Below are 22,390 nucleotides of genomic sequence, written 5' to 3' on the forward strand. Positions count from 1 at the left end.
CTAAGGAATACTTACTTTTTCTAAGATTGTTTGTAAAATATCATCAATATTAATTTCTTTTGCTTGCGCTTCATAAGATAAAATGACACGATGCCGTAATACTTCTTTAAAAATCAAAGCAATGTCTAAAGGAGAAACATAATCATTCCCTCTAATATAGGCTTTTGCTTTTACTGCTTTAAACATATCAATAGTAGCTCTAGGGCTTGCTCCAAATTGTATATAAGGGGCTATGTGTTCTAATCCATACAAAGCAGGCTCTCTACTTGCAAAAATTAGATTAACAATATATTCTTCTAGTTCTTTATCAATATGAACTTTTAGGATTTCTTTTTTTAATAAAAACAAATCTTCTTTTGTAAATACTTTATTTATAGTTTCAAAACTAGAGTTTGTTACTTTTGAAGCAATTTCATACTCTTCTTCTTTTGTATTATAATCCACAATTATTTTAAACATAAACCTGTCCAGTTGCGCTTCTGGTAATTCATAAGCACCTGCTGATTCAATTGGATTTTGAGTAGCCAAAACTAAAAATGGTTCTTCCAGCATATAGGTATCTTCTGCGATGGTTATTTGACGTTCTTGCATAACTTCAAGAAGGGCAGCTTGAACTTTAGCAGGTGCTCTGTTTATTTCATCTGCTAAAAGTAAGTTTGTAAAAATGGGACCTTTTTTAATTTTAAACTCACCTTCTTTCATATCATATATTTGAGCTCCTATAATATCACTTGGTAATAAGTCAGGTGTGAATTGCACTCTTTTAAAATCTATGTCTAAACTTTGGGCAAAGGCTTTAACCGTAGTTGTTTTAGCAAGTCCTGGAACACCTTCTAATAAAATATGGCCATTACATAAAATACCTATTAATAAAGCATCAATCATATGATCTTGTCCAATGACACCTTTTTTTATTTCTTTTTTTAATTCTTCTATTTTATGATGTAAACTCAAGTTTTGTCCTTAAATAATCAGTGCTTATTATTATTTATGCAATTTTAGCACAAGTGGAATAAAGGTTATTTGAATTGAGATATTTTGTAGTAGTATAGAAGATTAGATACTAATATAAGCACTTAAAGTAAATTTAAACTTAACTTAGATAAAATCACGGTTCTAAATTAATTTAGAAACCTCACATGTGTTAATCCTGGTATGGGTTGTGCAAAGCTTGTCTTTGTATTAAGGAACACAGAGGCTAAACCCTAAAACAAACACAAGGAAAACAACATGGTTACAATGAAAGACTTATTAGAATGTGGAGTTCACTTCGGACACCAAACAAGAAGATGGAATCCAAAAATGAAAAAATTCATTTTCGGTGTAAGAAAAAATATTTATATTATTGATTTACAAAAAACATTAAGATACTTTAGATACACATATAATGTAGTTAAAGAAGCAGCTGCTGAAGGTCAAACAATGATTTTCGTAGGTACTAAAAAACAAGCAAGAGATGCCGTTAAAAAAGCAGCAATTGATTGTGGTATGCCTTACGTTAACCATAGATGGTTAGGTGGGATGTTAACAAACTACGGAACAATTAAAAAATCAATTAGAAAATTAGAAATTATTAAAAGAATGAGAGAAGAAGGTCAATTAGATCTTTTAACTAAAAAAGAAGCATTAATGCTTTCTAGAAAAGAAGTTAAGTTAGAATTATACTTAGGTGGAATTAAAGAAATGCATAAATTACCAGACTTAATGTTTGTTGTTGATGCTGTTAAAGAAAAAATTGCAATCTTAGAAGCAAGAAGATTAGGAATCAAAGTTGTAGCTCCTTTAGATACTAACTGTGATCCTGATTTAGTTGATTTTCCAATTCCAGGAAATGATGATGCTATTAGATCAGTACAATTATTTTGTAATGAAATGGCTGCTGCAATTAATGAAGGTAAAGCTATTTTAGCTGAAGAAACTGGAACTGATGAAGAAGTTATTAGTGAAACTGAAACTGCTGAAGTAGTTGCAGAAGCAGTAGCTGAAGCTGAGAAAACTGAAACTGCAACTGAGGCTAAGTAATTATGGCTGGTTCAACTCCTAAATTAATCAAAGAATTAAGAGCTATGACAGGGGCAGGAATGCTTGATTGTCGAAATGCGCTTAATGAAACTGAAGGTGATTTAGATAAAGCTGTTCAAGCTTTAAGAGAAGCTGGACTTGGTAAAGCTGCTAAAAAAGCTGGAAACGTTGCTGCTGAAGGATTAATTTCTGTTACAGTTAACGCTTCTGGATCTAAAGCTACAATGTTAGAGCTTAATGCTCAAACTGACTTTGTTGCAAAAAATGATAACTTTATTGCTATTACTAAAGAAATCGTTGAGCATGCTGCTTCTAATGATATTACAGATGCTGCTGCTTTAGCTGCATCATCTGTAAATGGACTTATTTTTCCAGAATATTTAGCAGGTAAAATTGCTACTGTTGGTGAAAACTTAGTTGCTAGAAAAGTAGCTGCTGTTTCTTCTGACGTTGTAAATGCTTATGTACATACAAATGGTAGAGTTGGAGTTTTATTAGCTGCAACTTGTGATGATGCTGCTGTTGAAAAAACAGCTACATTATTAAAATCACTTGCTATGCATGCATCTGCTATGAAACCTACAGTAATTGCTTATACTGATTTAGATGCTTCTTTTGTTGAATCTGAAAACAGAGCAATTGTTGCAGAAATTGAAGCTGGGAATGATGAATTAAAAAGATTGAAAAAACCTTTAAAAAACATCCCTCAGTTTGTTTCTAAGTCACAATTAACAGAAACTGCAATTAATACTGCAAAAGAAGAAATGAAAGCTGAACTTTTAGCATCTGGTAAACCAGAAAACATTATTGAAAATATTGTTAAAGGTAAAATAGCACGTTGGATTGAAGATAACTGTCAATTAGATGGAAGACTTGCTTTATTATCACAAGCATACGTAATGGATGACAAAAAAACAGTTGAGCAAGCAATTGCTGCTGTTGATGCATCTATTAAAATTACTGCTTACATCCGTTTTGAACTGGGTGAAGGTATTGAGAAAAAAGAAGAAGATTTTGCTGCAGAAGTTGCTGCACAAATGGCAAAATAAGTAAATACTATACATTATAAATAAGAAAGGCTTGAATGATTAATTCTGAGACAAACAGCGAAGATTTTCATTCAAGTCCTCTTCCTTCCAAGCTCCTACTTGAAGCAAAAAACATATCACATTCTTTTGATTACCCTTTATTTAATAAAATTAATTTAAGTCTTTATGAGCAAGAAAGTATTGCTATTATTGGTGTTAGTGGAACAGGTAAATCTACTTTATTAAATATTTTAAGCTCACTTCTAAAACCAAATTTAGGTGAACTTTTTTACAATAATACAAATATTTATGAGTTAAAAGACAAAAAACTTTTAAATATAAGAAGAAAAGATTTTGGTATAATATTTCAAGCGCACTATTTATTTAGAGGTTTCAATGCGCAAGAAAATCTTGAAATAGCTTCTTTGTTAAGTGGTCACGCTTTAGATAAGAATTTATTAGAGGATTTAGATATCACGCATGTTATGAAACAAGGTGTAGGTGAGTTAAGTGGTGGGCAACAACAGCGTTTATCTATTGCACGAATTATTTCTAAAAAACCAAGTATCATTTTTGCAGATGAACCAACAGGTAATTTAGATAAAGAAACAGCAAAAGAAGTTATGAATACTGTTTTTTCTTATATAAAAAAGAATAATGCAGGTTTGATCTTAGTTACACATGAAGAAGATTTAGCGTATGAGTGTGATAAAGTATTTAAATTAATTAATAATGAACTTAAGGAGTTAAAATGAAACTTTTATTGTTAAGCAAAACTCCTATTATTATTCAAATATTTAAATTAATTTGTGTAAAACTTGAGCTTGAATACAAAAATGATATTAGTAAAAAAATCCAAGAAAAATATGATTTAATTGTTTTAGATGAAGAATATATTGTTAAAGATTTTTCACATATAAAACAATATGCCAGAAGAATAGGAATAATTTCAAAAGATAAACTTAGCACTGATACTGCCAGTGATTTTGAGATTACGCGACCTTTTTTACCCAAACAATTAAACGATATTTTAGAAGAGCAAATAGTTTTTTTAAAAAATGAAGTTCTTGAAGAGATAAAACAAGAAGAAGAAAATATGAAAGATGAGTCTTTAGTTAATATTGATGAACTAAATTCTTATGTTGATTCGATTGCTGATTATATTGTTGATGATATAGACAATGACAATGACGAAAGTATTGTGTCTTTTTCCTCTTTAAATGAGGGAGGTGTTCTTGATTCGAGTGAATTATCTAAAATCAATCAAATTCTTTTAGACTCTAGTGTAGAAGATGCTTATGAATTAGATCAACGTGAGTGGAAAGACTTATCTGATGTTATTGATGAAGCGCTTAATGAAGTAAAAGAATATGAGTTTAGTGATTCTAATAAAAGTATTGATTTAATACTTAATCAATACAATCTTGATGAATTAAGCCCCTTGTTCTCAAAAGTAGATCAAAGCATAATTGACAGACTTACACGTGGTGAATCAATTGATATTAGATTATCGTTAAAGGCATAATATGATAAATGAAAAAAAAGGCGCTATTTTAATTCTCTCAGGTCCTAGTGGTTGTGGAAAATCGACTTTATTAAAAGAAGTGTATAAAGATATAAAAGATTACTATTTCTCTATTTCAACTACCACACGAGCTCCTAGAACAGGTGAAATTGATGGAATAGATTATTCTTTTGTTTCCAAAGAAGATTTTAAAGAAGATATAAAAGAAGGACATTTTTTAGAATGGGCAGAAGTTCATGGAAATTTTTATGGTACGTCTTTAAAACCAATTAAAAGAGCTCTCAGTGCTGGTAAATTAGTTATTTTTGATATTGATGTACAAGGACATGAAATTGTACGAAAAAAGATGCCTACTAATGTTACTTCAGTTTTTATAAGTACTCCCTCTTTAGAAGTATTAGAGAAAAGATTACGTGCAAGAGGAACAGATAAAAAAGATGTCATTAATAAAAGATTAGACAATGCAAAAACGGAGATTAAGTATTTTAAAAAATATGATTATTTTATTGTAAACGATGATTTACATACAGCCTCTAAACAATTAGTTAGCATTGCTAATATTACAAGAATAAAAGCAAGCTTATTTGATGATGACAAACTGTTAAGCGCTTGGTATAAATAAAACTTTATTTATACTTCATCAAAAGCAAGGGGTTCTGAGAAATAATAGCCCTGTGAATAATCCAAATCTAGAAGTTTTACTTTTTCGTATACTGCTTCATTACAAACATATTCAGCAACCGTTTTTAAGCCCAACTTTTTAGAAAAGTTTGAAATGGTTTCTACAATTATTTCTTGATTAAGAGATTGATCTATTTCTTTGATTAAAGAACCATCAATTTTTACAAAATCAATATCCAAATGCGTTAACATATTAAAATTTGAATATCCTGCACCAAAATCATCTACTCCCACCGTACAACCATAGGTTCTCACTTGGGCGATAAAACGCTGTACGGAAGCGAAATCAGATATTTCTTCACTTTCTAAAATTTCAAACTCTAACATTGAAGTAAGATTTTTATGCTCTTCTAATTTTGTAAAAATGCATTCTTGGGTTTTAACAGAAGATATATCGGCAAATGAAATATTAATGGATACTCTTTTTTTCTTTACTTTAATAAAAATCAATGCTTTTTCTAACATTATTTCGATAATTTTGGGGTAAAGTTTTACTTTTTTTGCAATGTCCAAAAATTTATGAGGTGCAATTGCTTTTCCATCTTCTTCAATATAACGAATCAGTGCTTCATATTTATAGATTTCTTTGGTTTTTGTATCAATGATAGGCTGGTAATATGCCGTAAAAAGATTGTTTTGTATTCCATTTTTTACTTTTTTAACCCAACGCATATTTTCTTCAAAATCTTCTTGAAAGTTATATGAATCTTCATAAATTAAAATTTGTTCAAACTTTTTTCTTGCATAATTAATTACTCTTTGTGTATACCTAAAAACATCTTCTGCTTTGGCTTTTGCAATTCCTATTGTGATATGTAAATCAATAGAATGCTCACCTATTAAGATTGCACTTCGTTCTATTTTTTCTGCAAAAATGGTACAGCGTTCTTTAAATTCATTTATACTTAAGTTTGTTCCTAAGGTAACAATTGCAAATTTATCTGCTTCAATACGATAAATTGTAAATGTTTCTTCTTTGAAATCTTCTTGTATTTTTTTTGCAAATTGGCAAAGGATTTCATCCCCATTTACTTCTCCATAAAGATCATTTATGGTTGAGAACTTATCAATATTAATTAAAGCCATTAAATCTACTTCGTTTACCGATAAGTCTTTTTTGAGTTTATTTCTATTGGGAAGGTGGGTTAATTTGTCTATATATAAATCTTTTAATTCATGATAAAGTAAAGATTGACTCATTAATTGAAGGAGTTTTTTCATATCAATTGGTTTTAAAACATATTTGTCTACACCCATATCAATTGCATCAAGTAAGTATTCTGTATTTGAAAAGGCAGTTGCTACAATAATAGGAATTCTGGGATTAATAGCTTTGATTTTTTTAATCATAGTTAAACCATTCATTAATGGCATATTTATATCTGTAATAATTAAATCTATGTCTTTTTCATGCTCTTTAAATAAAGCCAAACCTTCTTTTCCATCTTTTGCTACGAATTGTTTTTTGGTAAAACCTTTTAATATATTTAGTGTGATTTCTCGTAAATTATCTTCATCTTCTGCATATAATATTGTAATATTTTTTAATATAGAAATGTTTTCAATCATAAAACTTCTTCTCCAACTTTATACGATATAATCTGATAATTTTAAAAAATATTATTATCCTTAGATAAATAATAATATCATAATATCTATATAATTTAGATTGTAAAAGTTAAAAAATAATAAAAGTTATTAAATAATAAAAATGAATGAATTTACTAGGAAAAATGCCTTGAGTGTAAAATGTAATCACTGTCAAATTGCTTTTAAAAATGAAATAATGATTGAAGAAAATAACTTATTCTTTTGCTGTAAAGGCTGTCAAAGCGTTTATTATCTCTTACAAGATGAGGATTTAGGTTCTTTTTATAATAAGCTTGGAAGTAAAACTTTAGCTTCTGTTAAAAAATACGAAAAAAATGATTTAAATAATTTTGATGAAGACAGTTTTTTTTCAAATTATGTAAAAGAAACCCAAGAAGGTTTCTCTCATATTGATTTAATCATTGAGGGAATTCATTGTGCAGCGTGTATTTGGTTAAACGAAAAAATTCTTTTTGAAACAGATGGAATCATTGAAGCTAAGATAAATTTTACGAATAATAAAGCCAGAATTATTTTTGATAAAAATGAAATTAAATTATCAAGTATTATTTCAAAAATTAGATCTATTGGTTACGATGCTTATGCTTACGAAGTTTCTTTAGCAGATGAAAATGCAAGTGAAGCAAAAAAAGATTATTTTATTAGAATGATGGTAGCGGTTTTCTCCTCTGTGAATATTATGATGTTGGGTGTGGCTAAATATACTGGCTTTTTTACAGGTATTGATGATGATATAAAACATATGATCCATATGGCTGAGTTTATACTTTGTACTCCTGTATTGTTTTATTCTGGGAGTGTTTTTTTTAAGGGTGCTTATTATGCTTTGAAAAACAAAATCATTAATATGGATTTTTTAGTTTGTTCAGGGGCTGGTTTATCTTATGTATATTCTTTATATATTCTATTAGGGGGTGCGGGGGAAAGTTATTTTGATTCTGTAAGCATGATTATTACTTTTGTTTTAGTAGGTAAATACTTAGAAGTCATTGGAAAAAAATCCGCCCTTGATACCTTGGATACTATTAAATCAAAAGTACCTTTATTTGCAACCTTAGTTAAAAAAGACGGAAAAAAGGTTGTAGCTATTGCTGAAATTAAAGTAGGCGATGTTTTGGAGCTTAAAACAGGTGAACAAGCTTGTGTTGATGGTGAATTATTGGCCTATGAAAGTTCTTTTGATGAAGCCGCTTTAAGTGGTGAATCTTTAAGTGTTGACAAAAAAGAAAAAGACCCAATTTACAGCTCTAGTATTAATTTAGGTTCTTTGATTCAATATAAAGCCTTAAAAACCTATGAAAAATCTACGTTAAATTCTATTGTTGTTTTGTTAGAAGATTCCTTAAATCATAAACCTAAAATTGAAGAAAAAGCCAATGAATTCTCAAAAGTATTTTCCCTTCTTGTTTTAGGTATATCTTTAGGAACTTTTTTCACTTGGTACTTTTTGGGTTTATCTATGGGTTTTTCTTATGGAAATATTTCTGTATTTGAGAAATCTTTTATTGTTGCTATTTCTGTAATAGTAATTGCTTGTCCTTGCGCTTTAGCGTTAGCAACACCAATGGCTTCTTTAATTGGAATATCAAGTTTGGCAAAAAAAGGTTTGTTATTTAAAGAAGCCAAATACATTGAAGAAATGGCAAAAGCAGATGTAATGGTTCTTGATAAAACGGGTACCTTAACAAATGGACTTTTGAGTGTCAAAGACTTTAAGTTAAGTAATAATAATATTTTCCATCTTAATTTAATGTATTCTTTAGTGGATTCTTCTACTCATCCTATTTCAAAAGCACTTAAAAAGTATTTAGAAGAAAAATACAGTGATCTGGAATATTTAAAGATAGATAAAATTAAAAATATTAATGGAAAGGGCTTAAGTGCTTTTTATGAAAATATCAAAAAAGAGAGTTTTGAGCTTTTAGGTGGAAGTAGCTCCTTATTAAAAGAGCATAATATATCTACTTCTTTTAAAAGTTCTTCTTCTGAGTATATATTTTGTATTAATAAAGAAGTATTTGCCTGTGTTACTTTAGAAGATGAATTAAAAGATGATGCAAAAGATTTTATTGCTTATACAAAGAAAAACAATATAAAAACAGTTATCTTGAGTGGTGATAATATTAATGTTGTAGAAAAGATTGCAAAAGAATTAGATATTAAAGAATTTTATGGAAATATAAATCCCATAGAAAAAGCAAATTATATCAAAGGTTTGAAAGAACAGAACAAAAGAGTTATTATGGTGGGAGATGGAGTAAATGATGCTTTGGCATTATCTTATGCTAATGTTTCCATTGTTATGAAAAGTGGTACAGATATTGCAATTTCAGTTTCAGATATTGTTATTTTAAATAACTCTCTTAAATCATTAAAAGATGCACTTATTTTGTCAAAAAGAACGTATTTTTTTATTAAACAAAATCTTTTAATTTCTTTAGTTTATAATATGATTACTATTCCTTTAGCTGTTTTTGGATTAGTGATTCCCTTAGTGGCAGCATTATCTATGAGTCTAAGTTCATTAATAGTAGTATTGAATTCACTTAGAATTAAAAACAAAGGTTAATTATGATTTCAGATACGCTCTTTATGATGTTATTTGTTGGTTTATTTCTTTCTTTTATTATTTTGGGATTTTTTATCTGGGGTGCAAAAACAGGGCAGTTTGATGATACTTCTAAAATGATGGATGGTTTATTATTTGACAGTGAAGATGACTTAAACGATGCGGTAAAAAAAGAAAAAAAGATTAGTGAAGCAAAAAATAAATTTAAAAACTCGAAATAAGAAGTGCCAGTTCTTTAATATCTTTTTGACTAAGTCTCATAACTTGCCCTTTCATTATACCTTTCATTTCTCCTCCATAACTGCCATTCTTATAACCTTGTAGTGCAAAAGTAATTCTTTCTTTGCTCCAACCTTTTATTATTTGGGATTTACTTAAGGCTTTTTCATTGCCATTAAAGCCATGGCAAGATGCGCATACAGAAAAAATATTAGCAAAAAGAGTAGATGTTAATAAAAAAAAGATAAAAAAAGTTTTCTTCACGCTGAGCCTTCTGTTTGGTAACAATTATTTTACCCTTTTTGTATTATTATTAACTTAGATAATTTTCTTAGTTTTTAAGTAAATTTAATTATAAAGTTATATTTATAGCTCTGCTTAATATTTTATTGGGAATATATTAATTTTTATATATAAAATATGATAAAATACAAAAAATGAATCAAGTGTTGGGTTTAAGAATAGGAAAAAAATGAAGCAAAAAAATAAAGCATTGGTTTTAATGAATATGGGTGGCGCTAGAAATAAAGATGAATTAAAACTATTTTTAAATAACATGTTTAATGATAAAAATATCATAACTTTTAAAAGTACTTTTTTACGATATTGTCTGGCAAAAATAATTGTATTATCGCGTTTAAATAAAGCCTGGGAAAACTATGTAAAAATTGGTGGTTCTTCTCCTCTTCATTCTATTACTATAAAATTAGTTAATAAATTAAACAATAAACTAGAAAACTATGAAGTAAAACAAGTTATGCGTTATACCCCTCCTTTTGCCCAAGAAGCATGCGATTCTTTGCAAGAGCTAAATATTAAAGAACTAGTATTACTGCCTTTATATCCCCAATACTCTACAACAACAACTAAATCTTCCTTAGAAGATTTCATGAATGTCAAAAACTTTAATTTTAAAACACGAATTATTGAGCCTTTTTATAAAAATGATCTTTTTAATACTATTATAATTAATGATATTAAAAAATCTGTATTAAGTACGAAAGGTTACAATTTAATTTTTTCGGCCCATGGTTTACCTCAAAAAATTGTTGATGCAGGGGATCCTTATCAAGAACAAGTAAGGGAACATGTAGCTATTTTAATTGAAAAATTAAAAAAAGAGGACCTTGAATTTACATCTGTTAATTTAGCGTATCAATCAAAAGTAGGGCCTATGAAATGGATTACACCTTCCTTGGATGATAAATTAAAAGAATTTAAAAATGAACGTGTTTTAATTTATCCTATTTCTTTTATAATTGATAACTCAGAAACTATATTTGAGTTAGATATAGAATACAGAGAAATTGCAAAATCACACGGTATTAGTGACTATAAAGTTTGTCCTTGTGTCAATGACTCAGATGCTTTTGTTTCTTTTATTGAAGAGTTAATAAAAGAATAAACATGGAAAATAATCTTTTATTAGAAATTGTATATGCGGCAATAAAAGAAGAATTTGATCCTAAGATTTATATAAAAAAAGATTTTCTATTAAAAGAACACAAGCTTTTAAATAAAGTAGAAGCTAGTTTTGTTACTTTAAAACTTAACAATCGATTAAGAGGCTGTATAGGCTCCTTACAAGCCCACAAAATACTTTTAGAAGATCTTATCCATAATGCAAAAGCGGCTGCTTTTAGAGACCCCCGGTTTGCTCCTTTAACAAAAGAAGAATTTGAAAATATTCACATAGAGATTTCTCTTTTATCCTCTTCTTTAGAAGTGAAATATTCAAATGTAGATGATTTAAAATCTAAAATCAAAATAAATACACATGGTGTAATACTAAAGCATGGAAATAATAGCGCAACCTTTTTACCTCAAGTTTGGGAACAATTAAACAGTTTTGAGCTTTTTTTTGATGCTTTATGTAAAAAAGCAGGTCTTCCTTATTCTTGTTTAGAAGAAAATCCTAGAATTTTCACCTATGAAGTAAAAAAAATACAATAATGAAATATTTTAAAAAAGACAGTAACAAAGGAAAACTAATATGTCTTTTATGCTCACACTATTGTTCTATAAAAAAAGATCAAGTGGGAATATGTGGTATTAATAAAAACACAGGTGATGAAATAGATTGTTTAGTGTACGGACATATTGCTGCTATGAATATAGATCCTATTGAGAAAAAACCCTTGTATCATTTTTATCCCCAGAGTCAATCTTTATCTTTAGGAACAGTTGGCTGTAATTTTAAATGTACTTTTTGTCAAAATTGGGGTATCTCACAAGAAAAAAAAATAAATAAAGAAAAATTCTTTGCCCCCATTGACATCGTAAACTTAGCCTTAAAACATAAGTGTAAATCTATTTCTTATACCTACAATGAACCCACTATTTTTTACCCTTATGCAAAAGATATAGCCTTAGAAGCTAAAAAATACGATATTAAATCGGTATATGTTTCTAATGGTTTTGAAAGTTCTGAAGTAGCTAGTGATATGATAGGAATTATTGATGCCATAAATGTAGATTTGAAATGTTTTACCAATGAGTATTATAAAAAACTAGGAGGTTCTTTAGATATATTATTAAAAAATCTTAAATTTTTTGCTAAAGCAGATATTCACCTAGAAATCACAACTTTATTGGTACCTAGTAAAAACGACTCGAAAGAAGAAATATACAAAATTGCTAAGTTTATAAAAGATGAATTAGGAGATGAAATTCCTTGGCACTTATCTGCTTTTCATCCTGATTATAAAGAACTCGATCTTCCTAGAACGTCAAAAGAATCTTTATTAAGTGCCAAAAAAATAGGAGAAGATTTAGGCTTAAAGCATGTGTATATTGGAAATGCAGGCTTAGATAATCATACAAGATGTACAAAGTGTAATAAGGTTTTAATCCACAGAGTATATTTTAATACTTTGGAAAATACTTTAGACAATGATAGCTGTTCTTGTTCCAAAAAACTAGAAGGAGTTTTTATGACAAAACGAAAAATGACTGTAGCTGGCACTTTTTATCCAGAAGAAAAAAGTGAAATTTTGCGATATATTGAACATTTTAATCAAGGTTTTACTTATAAAAAACTTCTAAATAATATAAAAGCTTTAATTGTTCCTCATGCAGGTTATATATATTCTGGTTTTACAGCCAATATTGCGTATTATTTAAGTTCGTATCAAAAGTATAAAACCCTAATAATTATTGGACCCAGCCACAAAATATCTTTTGAAGGTGCCAGTGTTTGTAGTTATGATACGTATGAAACACCTTTAGGAAATATTGAAATAAACAAAACATTTATAAAAGAATTGCAAAATGAATTTTCATATTTGTACTTTAACAAAAATGCACATGCAGAACATTCAACAGAAACACAAGCCCCTTTTATAAAACACTATTTTCCAAATGCATCTCTTATTGAAATTGTATATGGTAAACTAAGCGCTAAAGAATTAAGTATATTGTTTGAAAAACTTTTAAATAAAGATGATGTTCTTTTAGTTATTTCAACAGATTTAAGTCATTTTCACAGTCAAGAAGAATCAAATATTATTGATAAACACTGTGTACAAGCTCTTATTTCACAGAACTTAGAAGCATTAGAAAAAAGTGAAGCCTGTGGAATGACAGGACTAAAAGCTCTTTTATTGGCAGAAAAAAATAAAAACCTTAAAAATATAGAATTACATTCTTGTACCAGTGCAAAAGTTACTAAAGATGAAACAAGAGTAGTTGCTTATACTTCATTTATTGTAGGAGATTAAAAATGGAATACACTTTTATACTTAAAAAAATCATATCCGCTTTTTTAATGCCTTTATCTTTGGGACTTATTTTAGCTTTTATTGCTTTGATTTTTTTATATTTGAATTCCTATAAAAGGGCAAAAGTTTTTTTAAGTCTTTCTTTTTTATGGATATTTTTCATTTCTTATGGCCCTTTAGCAAATAAAGTACTTGCACCTTTAGAAAATACTTATGAAAAAGTACCTTTGAATCAAAAAGCGTCGTATATCTTGCTTTTAGGAGGCGATTATGAAAGTAGAGCTTATGAAGCTTTGCGTTTATATTATTTAAATAAAGGCTCCAAGATTATTACTTCTGGGTATAAAGGTAGGGGTGAAATTTCAGAAGCCCTTATAAATGCCAAGAAATTAATCTCCCTAGGAATTCCTCAAAGTGATATTCTAATTCAAGAATCACCTAAAGATACAAAAGAAGAAGCTCTAAGCGTGAAAGAGATTGTAAAAAACGAGAAGTTTTTTTTAGTGACTTCTGCTTACCATATGAAAAGAGCTATGAGGATTTTTGAAAAAGAAGGATTAAATGTCATAGCTGCACCGACACGTTTTTTAGTAAAAGACAATTATTACCTCTCTCTTCCTATGGCTTCTTCTTTGCAAAAAACAGAGGTCTCATTTCATGAATACTTGGGTCTTTTATGGTTAGATATAAAAGAACTGTTTAATTGACAAAATACATAGCTTTTAGTATAATTCCCAAAAAAGTTTAAAATTTGAAAACTCTAATTAAAATTAATAATTTATCTTTTGCTTATGACAAAACACCTGTATTGGAAAACATTTCTTTAGAGATAAAAGAAAATGATTTTTTAGCCATAATTGGACCCAATGGGGGTGGTAAAACTACCTTAGTAAAACTCATACTTAAAATACTTAAAAGTAAAAAGAATATGATTTCTTATCACATTGAGGATTCTGTTATTGGTTATGTGCCTCAAAATACCAACTTAAATCTAGATTTTCCTATTACTGCTTTAGAAGTGGTTTTAATGGGCCATCAAGTTAAGAAAAGAAGACTTTTTGGTTATTCAAAAGAAGATATTGAGTGTGGAATGCATTCTTTGCGTCAAGTAGAAATGGCTGATTTTAAAGATTCTAAAATAGGTTCTTTAAGTGGAGGGCAGAGACAAAGAGTATTTATAGCTCGTGCTTTATGCTCACACCCTGAAATACTCTTCTTAGATGAACCAACAGCAAGTATAGATGTAAAAGGTCAACAAGATGTTTATGACTTATTATCCGATTTAAACAAGAACATGAGTATTATTGTTATCTCTCATGATATTTCTGTTTTATTAAACTATGCAAAAAATGTGGCCCATGTTAATAAAAATTTGGTTTTTCATACTCTTGATAAAATATCAAAATCTTTAAGCAACACCTCTGGGCATTTATGTGAGGTTGAATTATTAAGCGCTTTGGGTAAAAATATAATACATGAGTGTAATCATGAACATTAATATAGTTTTTTTAAAAGGAGAGTTAAATGCTTGAAGCCTTAAGTTATGAATTTTTTCAAAATGCCTTACTTGCAGGTTTATTGCTTTCAATTATTTCTGGTGTTATTGGCTCCTTAATTGTTGTTAATCGTATTACTTTTTTAGCAGGAGGAATTGCTCATAGTTCGTATGGAGGTATTGGTATTGCCATATACTTAGGTCTTCCTGTGTTATTTGGTGCAACTGTTTTTGCGGTAATATCTGCTATTATTGTGGCTATTATTACTTTGAACAATAGAAACAAAGCAGACAGTATTATTGGAATTATGTGGGCTGCAGGAATGGCAATTGGTATTATTTTTGTTGATTTGACACCTGGTTATAACGTGGATCTTATGTCTTATTTATTTGGTTCAATTTTGGCTGTTTCTTATAATGATATTCTTTATATGTTTGTTTTGGATGTTCTTCTTATTTCTTTAGTGCTTTATTTTTACAAAGAAATTCTAGCAGTTTCATACGATGCACAGTTTTCAAGTTTAAGAGGAATTAGTGTTAAATTCTTTTATACACTCATACTTGTAATGGCAGCTTTATGTATAGTTGCAGCTATTAGAGTAGTGGGTTTGATTTTGGTAATTGCTTTATTAACCATACCTACTTATATCTCATTAATGTATGTAAATAATCTTTCAAAAATGATGTTTTTATCTTCTTTTTTTGCGGCATTATTTACAATTATTGGTTTGTTACTCTCATATTATTATGATATTAGTTCAGGTGCAAGTATTATACTTGTTTCTGTATTTTGTCTGTTTTTTGCAAAAAGTATTGAAAAAATAAAACAATAAGAAAAAAATATTAGCTATAATAAAGAAAAACAAATTTACATTTGTAAAAACGGAAAAACATGGACCAAAGAATAGAATTAGGATTAATCAATACACTTCGTATTGATAGAGTCACAGAACCAGGCTTGTATTTAATAGCAGAAGATGAAGAAGTAGTTTTACTTCCAAATGCATATATAACAAATGATATGCATGTAGGAAATGACATAAAAGTATTTATTTACACAGATTCAGAAGACAGACTTATTTCAACTACACTAACACCTAAAGGAATTTTGGGTGATATTGTTTCTGTTGAAGTAGTTGATTTACTTCCTTTTGGTGCTTTTGTTGATATTGATCTACCAAAAGATTTATTAGTACCTAAAAACAAACAAAAATCAAGTTTTAGCGTAGGACAAACAAGAGTTGTTCGTATAATAGAAGATGAACATACAGGAAGATTAATTGGAACAGAAAAGTTTTCTTTAGAAGATGCTCCCAAAACCTTCACAAAAAATGATGAAGTTGAAGTTGTTGTTTATGCAAAAAGTCCTTTAGGATATAAACTTGTTGTAAATGGAAAATACGAAGGTATGATTTTTCACAATGAGGTTTTTGAGAACATCGAAATTGGAAGCAGCAAAAGAGCCTATGTTAAGTATGTAAGAGATGATGGAAAGATGGATATTTCTTTGCAAAAAATTGGTGAAAAAAATATTAATGATCTTGAAGAAAAAGTCTTAGATATTTTAAAACAAAATGGCGGTGAGCTTGGATTTACGTATAAAAGTGATGCTGAAGATATCAAGGATGTTTTTGGAATTAGCAAAAAATCCTTTAAAGCAACACTTACAAAACTAATCGAAAATAAAAAAATTATATTAACTTCAAATACTATTAGTGTTTGTTAAACAAAAGGGAAACAATGATTACAACAAAACTTAAAGGACAACTTGTTAACATAAGTGGTAACTTATTAAATGTAGGCGATCTTGCTCCTTGTATCACCTTATGTTCACAAGATTTAAAAGATATAGACGTAGGTGGTAAAAAAGACTTTATTCAAATTATTGCAACAGTGCCTTCTTTAGATACAGATGTATGTGCAGAAGAAACACGAAAGTTTAATGAAAAAGCATCTTCTTTAAAAGGGGTAGAAATAAGTGTTGTTTCACAAGATTTGCCTTTTGCAGTGGGAAGGTTTTGTACAACAGAAGGCATTGAAAATATAAAAATTGCTTCAGATTTCAGAGACAAGTCTTTTTCAAAAGCTTATGGTGTTTTAATTGATGATTCTGTTTTAGAAGGTTTATGTGCAAGAGCTATTTTTGTTATAGATACAAAGGGTGTGATTGTATATAAAGAGCTTTGTGATGATATCACTCATGAACCCAATTACAAAAGAATATACGAAGCAGTAAAAAACGCTTAAATTTATTGTTTTTAGTCAAGGATATTAAACTAAGAGCCTGATATACTCCTTTAAATGTTTTCGAACATATTTAGGATGTTTTATGTTTTTATCTTGGTTTTCTTCTTTTTCTTCTCAAGCGCACAAAGTCTTTTTCTCAACTGCGCTTATTTTTTTATTACTTTTCCTTTTTTTGTTGCTGTTAAATTATTCTTCACTTATTTATCTTGAAGCATCTTTACATGACTATCATTCTTATGCTTTGATATTTGTAGTTTTCCCACAGTTTTTTATTGGTTTTTTATATACGGTTTTTCCTCGTTTTTTAAATACTACATCGATTACAAGAAAAATTTATATCAAACATTTTTATATTTACTTTTTTGCAACAGCTTCCTTTTTCTTAGCACTTCTTTTTTCTTTTACTTATTATATGTTTTTTGCTTTTTTTATTTTTCTAGCCCAGGTTTTTAGTTTTTCTTTATTATTTAAACTCTATAAAGAATCAAAAGTTGAAGACAAATACGATGCAAAATGGATATTAATCTCTTTTTTTACGGGACTTACAGCTCATTTTTTATACTTTCTTTCTTTTTTTGAATTTCAATATTCTTATTTGTTACATTCTCTTGCTTTAAATGCAGGTTTTTATCTTTATTTATTTTCTTTGATTTTTGCCGTATCACAGCGTATGGTGCCCTTTTTTACACGTGGAAAAACACCTGGTTATGTGATAAACAAATCAAAGTATTTAATGGAAATTATATATGTTTTATTGTTTTTAAAAGTAATAATCATGAGCTTTGATTCTTTACTTTTAAATCTTCTAGCAGATATTCCTTTATTTGTATTTTTTACAAAAGAGTTGTTACGTTGGAAACTTCCTATTAAAAACAGTGAAGCTATTTTATGGATTTTGCATCTTTCTTTATTATGGATCCCTATTGGTTTTTTTGTTTCTATTTGCGAATCTCTTTTTTATTTTTATGGAATATATTTTGAAAAAGCAGTTATTCATATTTTTGCTTTAGGGTTTTTTCTTAGTATTCTTTTGGGTTTTGCAACAAGAGTAGTTTTAGGACATTCAGGACAAACACCACATGCTAATAAAATCACTGTTTATTGTTTTATTTTTCTTCAGTTTTTAGTAATTTTAAGATTTATTTCTGCTTTATTTATTAATACAAATTTTTTATATCTTCTATTTATTAAAATAACACTTTTATTGTTATTACTAACCTTGTGTCTTTGGTCTTTTAAATATCTAAAGATTTTATTAAAATAACGCTTTTTATTTTTAATAAACAAAGGCTTTATATTCTTTGTATATACTAGGGTATATATAAAGGATTCACATGAAGAAGTTAAGCGCAAAAGATGTTACCTCAGAAGTTTTATTTAATAAAAGAAGAAATTTTTTAAAATTAGGAGCTGCTAGTATTGTTGCTTCTTCTGCTTTGGTTGACCTTATGGCAAAAGAGAATTTGCCTCTTTCTAACCTAAAATACTTAAAAGATGCAAATGCAAATGATTTAAAATTAAATACTTTTAAAGAAATCACTTCTTATAACAATTTTTATGAGTTTACTACTTCTAAAGAAAAAGTAAAAGATTTAGCAAAAGATATGGATACAAGTTCTTGGAAAATTACTATTGATGGTTTGGTTAAAAACCCTATTACCATTGATGTAAAAGATTTGATTAAAAAGTACGCGCTTGAAGAGAGAATCTATAGATTCAGATGTGTTGAGGGTTGGGCTATGGTAGTTCCTTGGATTGGTTTTGAACTAAAAAAATTAATAGAAGATGTAGAGCCTTTATCAAAAGCCAAATATGTAAAATTTACAACCAAATATGATCCTGAAATCTTTCCCGATCAAAGCAGGGGAGTATTTTCTTCTATTACGTATCCTTATGTAGAAGGTTTACGTATGGATGAAGCGATGAATCCTTTGACACTCTTGGCTGTTGGCTTGTATGGTAAAACCCTAGAAGGACAAAATGGAGCACCTATTCGTTTAGTAGTGCCTTGGAAATATGGTTTTAAATCAATTAAATCTATTGATAAAATTACCTTTTTAGACGAAGAGCCTTTAAATACTTGGCAAGCACAAAATAAAAATGAATATGGTTTTTATGCCAATGTGAATCCAAAAGTGGATCATCCAAGATGGACACAAAAAAGAGAAAGAGTTTTAGGCTCATTTTTTAAGAAAAAAACTTTACTCTTTAATGGTTATGAAAAAGAAGTAGGACATATGTACACTGATATGGATTTAAGAAAGCATTTTTAATGAAAAAGATTATCTGGATTGTGGCTTTTTTACCCTTAGTTTATATGTTGCTTGAGTTGTTTGTTTTTCAAAATGCAAGTGACCCTATTAAATATATTTACTCTATTACAGGAAGTTCTGCTATTGCGATTTTGTTTTTTACTACAACACTTTCTTTGTGGTTTAAAAAACTTGTAAAACATCGACGATTAATTGGTTTATTTGGCTTTTTTTATGCTTCTTTACATATGGCAAATTTTTTAATTTTAGATATGGAATTGGATGTATTGTTTGCACTGGAAGAAACCTTGGATAAACCTTTTATTTATTTAGGCATGATTTCATTTACTGCTTTAGTATTTATGAGTGTAACCTCTACTAAAAAACTTTTTAAAAAGTACAATAAATATCATAAAGTCTTGTATTTAGTTTTAATTCTAACAACGATTCATTTTGTAATGGCACAAAAATCTTTGTCTATTTTACAGTTTACGTATTTAGGAGTATTTGCAATCATTTTATTAGCAAAAATAAATAAAAAAACAAAATTCTTTACGTTTAAAGAAAAGATAAAAGCGTAAAGCTTTTATCTTTTTAAAGCAAATAAAGCTAAAAGTGCTGTAATACTCATCATAATAAAAATAGGAGTCAGGTTTGTTGTTTCAATCAAAGAAGCTAAAAAACCAATTAAACCTCCAATTGAAAACTCACTAATACCAATAACCGCATTTGCGACTCCTGCATCTTTTTTAAAAAAATCCAAAGCACAAGCCATTGCATTTCCAAAAATAAAACCAAGCGAACCTATGTATAACATCAAAAAAATAAGTACAGCATATAAATTGGGATTAAAAGAAATGACTATTAAAACAAGCCCTGCAAATATTTGTAAATATATTCCATATTTTAATATTTGTGCAGGGGGAATATCTTTAATAAGTTTGATATTAATACGTGTAAAAACAATCATAGTAAGTACATTTGCAGCAAAAAATAAAGGAAAAACATCTTGCGAAATAGAAAAATATTCCATATAAATAAAAGGGCTTTTTTGAATAAAAATAAACATTCCAGCAAAAGCAAAAGATACCGCCAAAATATAGGCTATTGCTTGTTTGTGTTTTAAAACATTAAGATAGGCTTGAACTATTTTAGTATTACTTCTCACGCCTGTTACGGGAAGTTTAAAATAGATTAGTATAAGAACAAAAAGAGAATAAATTCCTAAAAATAAGAAAATATAATTCCATACAAAAAATGAGATAACAAGAGAACCTAAAGTAGGTGCAATCATTGGCGCTATCATCATTATAGAAGCAATGGTTGAAAAAACTTTTGCAGCTTCTTTACCTTTAAATAAATCACGAACAATAGCCCCTGTATTTACAACCGCCATTGCTCCGAAAAAGGCTTGAATACCTCTAAAAATATAAAGCAGTTCAAGGGTATTTGCCAAAAATAAAATAAAAGAAGAAATACAAAAGCCAAAGAGCCCTAACATTGCTGTATTTTTTCTTCCCATTCTATCGGATAATATTCCTCCCACAAATTGTCCAAAAGCAAAAAAGAATAAATAAATACTAATAGTAATTTCAATATTGGAAATTGCCACGCCAAAATCGTTTGCCATAGCAGGAATGGCCGGTAAATAGGCATCAATAGCTAAAGGAGTTACCGAAGACAAAAGCGCTAATAATAAAATAAGTTGTAAGTGATTGTGTGCTGTTTTCATGAATGATATCATACAAAAAACTGACTTTGAGTTTGCATTTGTTATACTCCTTTTAATATAGAAACACAGGATAAAAAATTGAGCCAAAAATATTTGATGTATAAAATTATTGCTTTAGGAATATTTACTTTAATAATTGCCATGGGAGTAAGACAAAGTTTTGGAATGTTCTTGCCTAGTTTTGAAGAAAGCCTAGATATCTCAAGAGCCTCTTTTGGTTTAACCCTTGCAATTCAGCATCTTTTATTTGGTTTAGCCCAGCCTTTTGTGGGCTATTTAGCAGATAAATACGGCGGTTATAAACTACTAGTTGTAGGCTCTTTTTTATACACCCTTGGTTTATATGCCGTTACGCTTATAAGTGATGCTTATGGTTTATATCTCAGTTTAGGTTTTTTAATTGGGCTTGCTTTAAGTGCATCTACTTATGTAGTAGTTTTGGGAATTATTGCCAAAGTAGTGCCCTCAAATATAAGAAGTACTGTCTTTGGTTTAGCAACTGCTGCTGGTTCTTTTGGTATGTTTATTTTTATTCCTCTTACTCAAAAATTATTAGAAACTCTCCAAAGCAATCAAGTTTTTTATATCTTTTGTTGTTTTACGCTTTTAATGCTAATTGCAGGTGCTTTAATGAAAGTAGATGCAAAACATGACATAAGTACAAGTACTGAAGAAATAAGTCTAAAACATGCCTTAAAAGTCTGCCGAACACATAGTGGATATATACGTTTAAATATAGGTTTTTTTGTTTGTGGTTTTCATGTTGCTTTTGTAGCCACGCATTTTCCCACGTATTTAAGCGATGAAGGAATATCTCCTTCTATTGCTATGTTGGCTTTTTCTTTTATTGGTTTGTTTAATATTATTGGCTCATTTACTTTTGGATATTTAGGGGACAGATATTCTAAGAGAAAACTTTTAGTAATACTGTATTTTTTAAGATCTATTGTATTTGCGTTAATGTTAATATTGCCATTTAATGACAATACAGCTTTATTATTTGGTGCGTGTATTGGACTTCTTTGGTTAGCTACTGTTCCTTTAACCTCTGGTATGGTTGTTCAAATCTTTGGTATTAAAGCTTTAGGTACTTTATATGGAATCGTATTTTTATTCCACCAGTTAGGAAGTTTTACAGGAGCTTGGTTGGGTGGAATTGTTTATGATGAAACAGGGTCTTATAATAGTATTTGGTGGGCATCTGTCTTTTTAGCTATTTTAGCAGCCCTTGTACATATTAATATGGATGATAAAAAAATAAAAGCGCAAAAGTCTTAGATTTTTGTTATA

The 22,390-nt window shown here is 28.8% G+C and carries 23 protein-coding genes; 19 read left to right on the top strand and 4 right to left on the bottom strand.

All coding sequences use genetic code 11. The features are described from left to right. Positions 1–885, bottom strand: coding sequence for an AAA family ATPase (locus HRT41_08790; protein ID NQY24118.1), 885 nt, complete (start codon positions 883–885; stop codon positions 1–3). Between the two features lie 345 nt (positions 886–1,230). Between HRT41_08790 and rpsB the strand changes: the two genes are divergently transcribed. The 5 genes from rpsB to gmk are packed head-to-tail and all read left to right on the top strand — an operon-like array spanning position 1,231 to position 5,197. Beyond that, complete coding sequence (gene rpsB / locus HRT41_08795; GenBank protein NQY24119.1) at positions 1,231–2,022, top strand: 30S ribosomal protein S2; 792 nt, start codon at positions 1,231–1,233, stop codon at positions 2,020–2,022. A gap of 2 nt (positions 2,023–2,024) precedes the next feature. Continuing rightward, positions 2,025–3,071, top strand: a complete 1,047-nt coding sequence (locus tag HRT41_08800; protein NQY24120.1) for an elongation factor Ts — start codon at positions 2,025–2,027, stop codon at positions 3,069–3,071. Positions 3,072–3,106: 35 nt separating this feature from the next. Further along, a complete protein-coding gene (locus tag HRT41_08805; protein NQY24121.1) occupies positions 3,107–3,805 on the top strand; it encodes an ATP-binding cassette domain-containing protein in 699 nt (232 codons plus the stop codon). Further along, positions 3,802–4,575, top strand: coding sequence for a hypothetical protein (locus HRT41_08810; GenBank protein ID NQY24122.1), 774 nt, complete (start codon positions 3,802–3,804; stop codon positions 4,573–4,575). Before HRT41_08805 ends, HRT41_08810 begins: the two co-directional genes overlap by 4 nt. A 1-nt stretch (position 4,576) precedes the next feature. Beyond that, the gene (gene gmk, locus HRT41_08815) at positions 4,577–5,197 is read left to right on the top strand and encodes a guanylate kinase (GenBank protein ID NQY24123.1); all 621 of its coding nucleotides are present in this window, start codon (positions 4,577–4,579) and stop codon (positions 5,195–5,197) included. A gap of 8 nt (positions 5,198–5,205) precedes the next feature. Here the strand turns inward: gmk and HRT41_08820 are convergent, their stop codons facing one another. Further along, complete coding sequence (locus HRT41_08820; protein ID NQY24124.1) at positions 5,206–6,825, bottom strand: EAL domain-containing protein; 1,620 nt, start codon at positions 6,823–6,825, stop codon at positions 5,206–5,208. A 142-nt stretch (positions 6,826–6,967) separates the two neighbouring features. Here HRT41_08820 and HRT41_08825 point away from each other — a divergent pair, with 142 nt between their 5' ends. Next, on the top strand, positions 6,968–9,436 hold the full coding sequence (locus HRT41_08825) for a heavy metal translocating P-type ATPase metal-binding domain-containing protein (protein NQY24125.1): 2,469 nt from the start codon (positions 6,968–6,970) through the stop codon (positions 9,434–9,436). 2 nt (positions 9,437–9,438) lie between these two features. Continuing rightward, positions 9,439–9,657: a cbb3-type cytochrome oxidase assembly protein CcoS gene (ccoS, locus tag HRT41_08830; GenBank protein NQY24126.1), complete on the top strand. Its 219-nt coding sequence runs from the start codon at positions 9,439–9,441 to the stop codon at positions 9,655–9,657. Here ccoS and HRT41_08835 read toward each other — a convergent pair. Further along, positions 9,641–9,919, bottom strand: a complete 279-nt coding sequence (locus tag HRT41_08835; protein NQY24127.1) for a cytochrome C — start codon at positions 9,917–9,919, stop codon at positions 9,641–9,643. The two genes, ccoS and HRT41_08835, sit on opposite strands and share 17 nt — an antisense overlap. Before the next feature lie 208 nt (positions 9,920–10,127). Here HRT41_08835 and HRT41_08840 point away from each other — a divergent pair, with 208 nt between their 5' ends. The 11 genes from HRT41_08840 to HRT41_08890 all read left to right on the top strand — a co-directional run bounded on the left by HRT41_08840 (position 10,128) and on the right by HRT41_08890 (position 19,949). Continuing rightward, a complete protein-coding gene (locus tag HRT41_08840) occupies positions 10,128–11,060 on the top strand; it encodes a ferrochelatase (protein ID NQY24128.1) in 933 nt (310 codons plus the stop codon). Between the two features lie 2 nt (positions 11,061–11,062). Beyond that, a complete protein-coding gene (gene amrA, locus HRT41_08845; GenBank protein ID NQY24129.1) occupies positions 11,063–11,608 on the top strand; it encodes an AmmeMemoRadiSam system protein A in 546 nt (181 codons plus the stop codon). Beyond that, the gene (gene amrS, locus HRT41_08850) at positions 11,608–13,374 is read left to right on the top strand and encodes an AmmeMemoRadiSam system radical SAM enzyme (GenBank protein ID NQY24130.1); all 1,767 of its coding nucleotides are present in this window, start codon (positions 11,608–11,610) and stop codon (positions 13,372–13,374) included. Before amrA ends, amrS begins: the two co-directional genes overlap by 1 nt. A 2-nt stretch (positions 13,375–13,376) precedes the next feature. Then, a complete protein-coding gene (locus tag HRT41_08855) occupies positions 13,377–14,081 on the top strand; it encodes a YdcF family protein (GenBank protein ID NQY24131.1) in 705 nt (234 codons plus the stop codon). A 44-nt stretch (positions 14,082–14,125) separates the two neighbouring features. After that, a complete protein-coding gene (locus tag HRT41_08860) occupies positions 14,126–14,872 on the top strand; it encodes a metal ABC transporter ATP-binding protein (GenBank protein ID NQY24132.1) in 747 nt (248 codons plus the stop codon). A 26-nt stretch (positions 14,873–14,898) separates the two neighbouring features. After that, entirely contained in the window at positions 14,899–15,702 is an 804-nt protein-coding gene (locus HRT41_08865) for a metal ABC transporter permease (protein NQY24133.1), read from the top strand. Positions 15,703–15,761: 59 nt separating this feature from the next. Next, positions 15,762–16,595 (top strand): S1 RNA-binding domain-containing protein, encoded by an 834-nt coding sequence (locus HRT41_08870; protein ID NQY24134.1) that lies wholly within the window; start codon positions 15,762–15,764, stop codon positions 16,593–16,595. A 14-nt stretch (positions 16,596–16,609) separates the two neighbouring features. Further along, the gene (gene tpx, locus HRT41_08875) at positions 16,610–17,116 is read left to right on the top strand and encodes a thiol peroxidase (GenBank protein ID NQY24135.1); all 507 of its coding nucleotides are present in this window, start codon (positions 16,610–16,612) and stop codon (positions 17,114–17,116) included. 82 nt (positions 17,117–17,198) lie between these two features. Further along, positions 17,199–18,380, top strand: coding sequence for an NnrS family protein (locus tag HRT41_08880; protein NQY24136.1), 1,182 nt, complete (start codon positions 17,199–17,201; stop codon positions 18,378–18,380). Positions 18,381–18,450: 70 nt separating this feature from the next. After that, on the top strand, positions 18,451–19,389 hold the full coding sequence (msrP, locus tag HRT41_08885; GenBank protein ID NQY24137.1) for a protein-methionine-sulfoxide reductase catalytic subunit MsrP: 939 nt from the start codon (positions 18,451–18,453) through the stop codon (positions 19,387–19,389). Further along, on the top strand, positions 19,389–19,949 hold the full coding sequence (locus HRT41_08890; protein NQY24138.1) for a ferric reductase-like transmembrane domain-containing protein: 561 nt from the start codon (positions 19,389–19,391) through the stop codon (positions 19,947–19,949). Before msrP ends, HRT41_08890 begins: the two co-directional genes overlap by 1 nt. 5 nt (positions 19,950–19,954) lie before the next feature. Here HRT41_08890 and HRT41_08895 read toward each other — a convergent pair whose 3' ends face one another. Beyond that, positions 19,955–21,100: a multidrug effflux MFS transporter gene (locus tag HRT41_08895; GenBank protein NQY24139.1), complete on the bottom strand. Its 1,146-nt coding sequence runs from the start codon at positions 21,098–21,100 to the stop codon at positions 19,955–19,957. Between the two features lie 78 nt (positions 21,101–21,178). Here HRT41_08895 and HRT41_08900 point away from each other — a divergent pair, with 78 nt between their 5' ends. Next, positions 21,179–22,378, top strand: a complete 1,200-nt coding sequence (locus HRT41_08900; protein NQY24140.1) for an MFS transporter — start codon at positions 21,179–21,181, stop codon at positions 22,376–22,378. The last annotated feature ends 12 nt before the right edge of the window (positions 22,379–22,390 follow it).

The sequence above is a fragment of the Campylobacteraceae bacterium genome (genome assembly GCA_013215945.1).
Taxonomy (GTDB): Bacteria; Campylobacterota; Campylobacteria; order Campylobacterales; family Arcobacteraceae; genus NORP36.

Coding starts and splice junctions, on each gene's coding strand:
- HRT41_08790 (NQY24118.1), bottom strand. CDS start 885: ATGATTGATGCTTTATTAATAGGTATTTTATGTAATGGCCATATTTTA.
- rpsB (NQY24119.1), top strand. CDS start 1,231: ATGGTTACAATGAAAGACTTATTAGAATGTGGAGTTCACTTCGGACAC.
- HRT41_08800 (NQY24120.1), top strand. CDS start 2,025: ATGGCTGGTTCAACTCCTAAATTAATCAAAGAATTAAGAGCTATGACA.
- HRT41_08805 (NQY24121.1), top strand. CDS start 3,107: ATGATTAATTCTGAGACAAACAGCGAAGATTTTCATTCAAGTCCTCTT.
- HRT41_08810 (NQY24122.1), top strand. CDS start 3,802: ATGAAACTTTTATTGTTAAGCAAAACTCCTATTATTATTCAAATATTT.
- gmk (NQY24123.1), top strand. CDS start 4,577: ATGATAAATGAAAAAAAAGGCGCTATTTTAATTCTCTCAGGTCCTAGT.
- HRT41_08820 (NQY24124.1), bottom strand. CDS start 6,825: ATGATTGAAAACATTTCTATATTAAAAAATATTACAATATTATATGCA.
- HRT41_08825 (NQY24125.1), top strand. CDS start 6,968: ATGAATGAATTTACTAGGAAAAATGCCTTGAGTGTAAAATGTAATCAC.
- ccoS (NQY24126.1), top strand. CDS start 9,439: ATGATTTCAGATACGCTCTTTATGATGTTATTTGTTGGTTTATTTCTT.
- HRT41_08840 (NQY24128.1), top strand. CDS start 10,128: ATGAAGCAAAAAAATAAAGCATTGGTTTTAATGAATATGGGTGGCGCT.
- amrA (NQY24129.1), top strand. CDS start 11,063: ATGGAAAATAATCTTTTATTAGAAATTGTATATGCGGCAATAAAAGAA.
- amrS (NQY24130.1), top strand. CDS start 11,608: ATGAAATATTTTAAAAAAGACAGTAACAAAGGAAAACTAATATGTCTT.
- HRT41_08855 (NQY24131.1), top strand. CDS start 13,377: ATGGAATACACTTTTATACTTAAAAAAATCATATCCGCTTTTTTAATG.
- HRT41_08865 (NQY24133.1), top strand. CDS start 14,899: ATGCTTGAAGCCTTAAGTTATGAATTTTTTCAAAATGCCTTACTTGCA.
- HRT41_08870 (NQY24134.1), top strand. CDS start 15,762: ATGGACCAAAGAATAGAATTAGGATTAATCAATACACTTCGTATTGAT.
- tpx (NQY24135.1), top strand. CDS start 16,610: ATGATTACAACAAAACTTAAAGGACAACTTGTTAACATAAGTGGTAAC.
- HRT41_08880 (NQY24136.1), top strand. CDS start 17,199: ATGTTTTTATCTTGGTTTTCTTCTTTTTCTTCTCAAGCGCACAAAGTC.
- msrP (NQY24137.1), top strand. CDS start 18,451: ATGAAGAAGTTAAGCGCAAAAGATGTTACCTCAGAAGTTTTATTTAAT.
- HRT41_08890 (NQY24138.1), top strand. CDS start 19,389: ATGAAAAAGATTATCTGGATTGTGGCTTTTTTACCCTTAGTTTATATG.
- HRT41_08895 (NQY24139.1), bottom strand. CDS start 21,100: ATGAAAACAGCACACAATCACTTACAACTTATTTTATTATTAGCGCTT.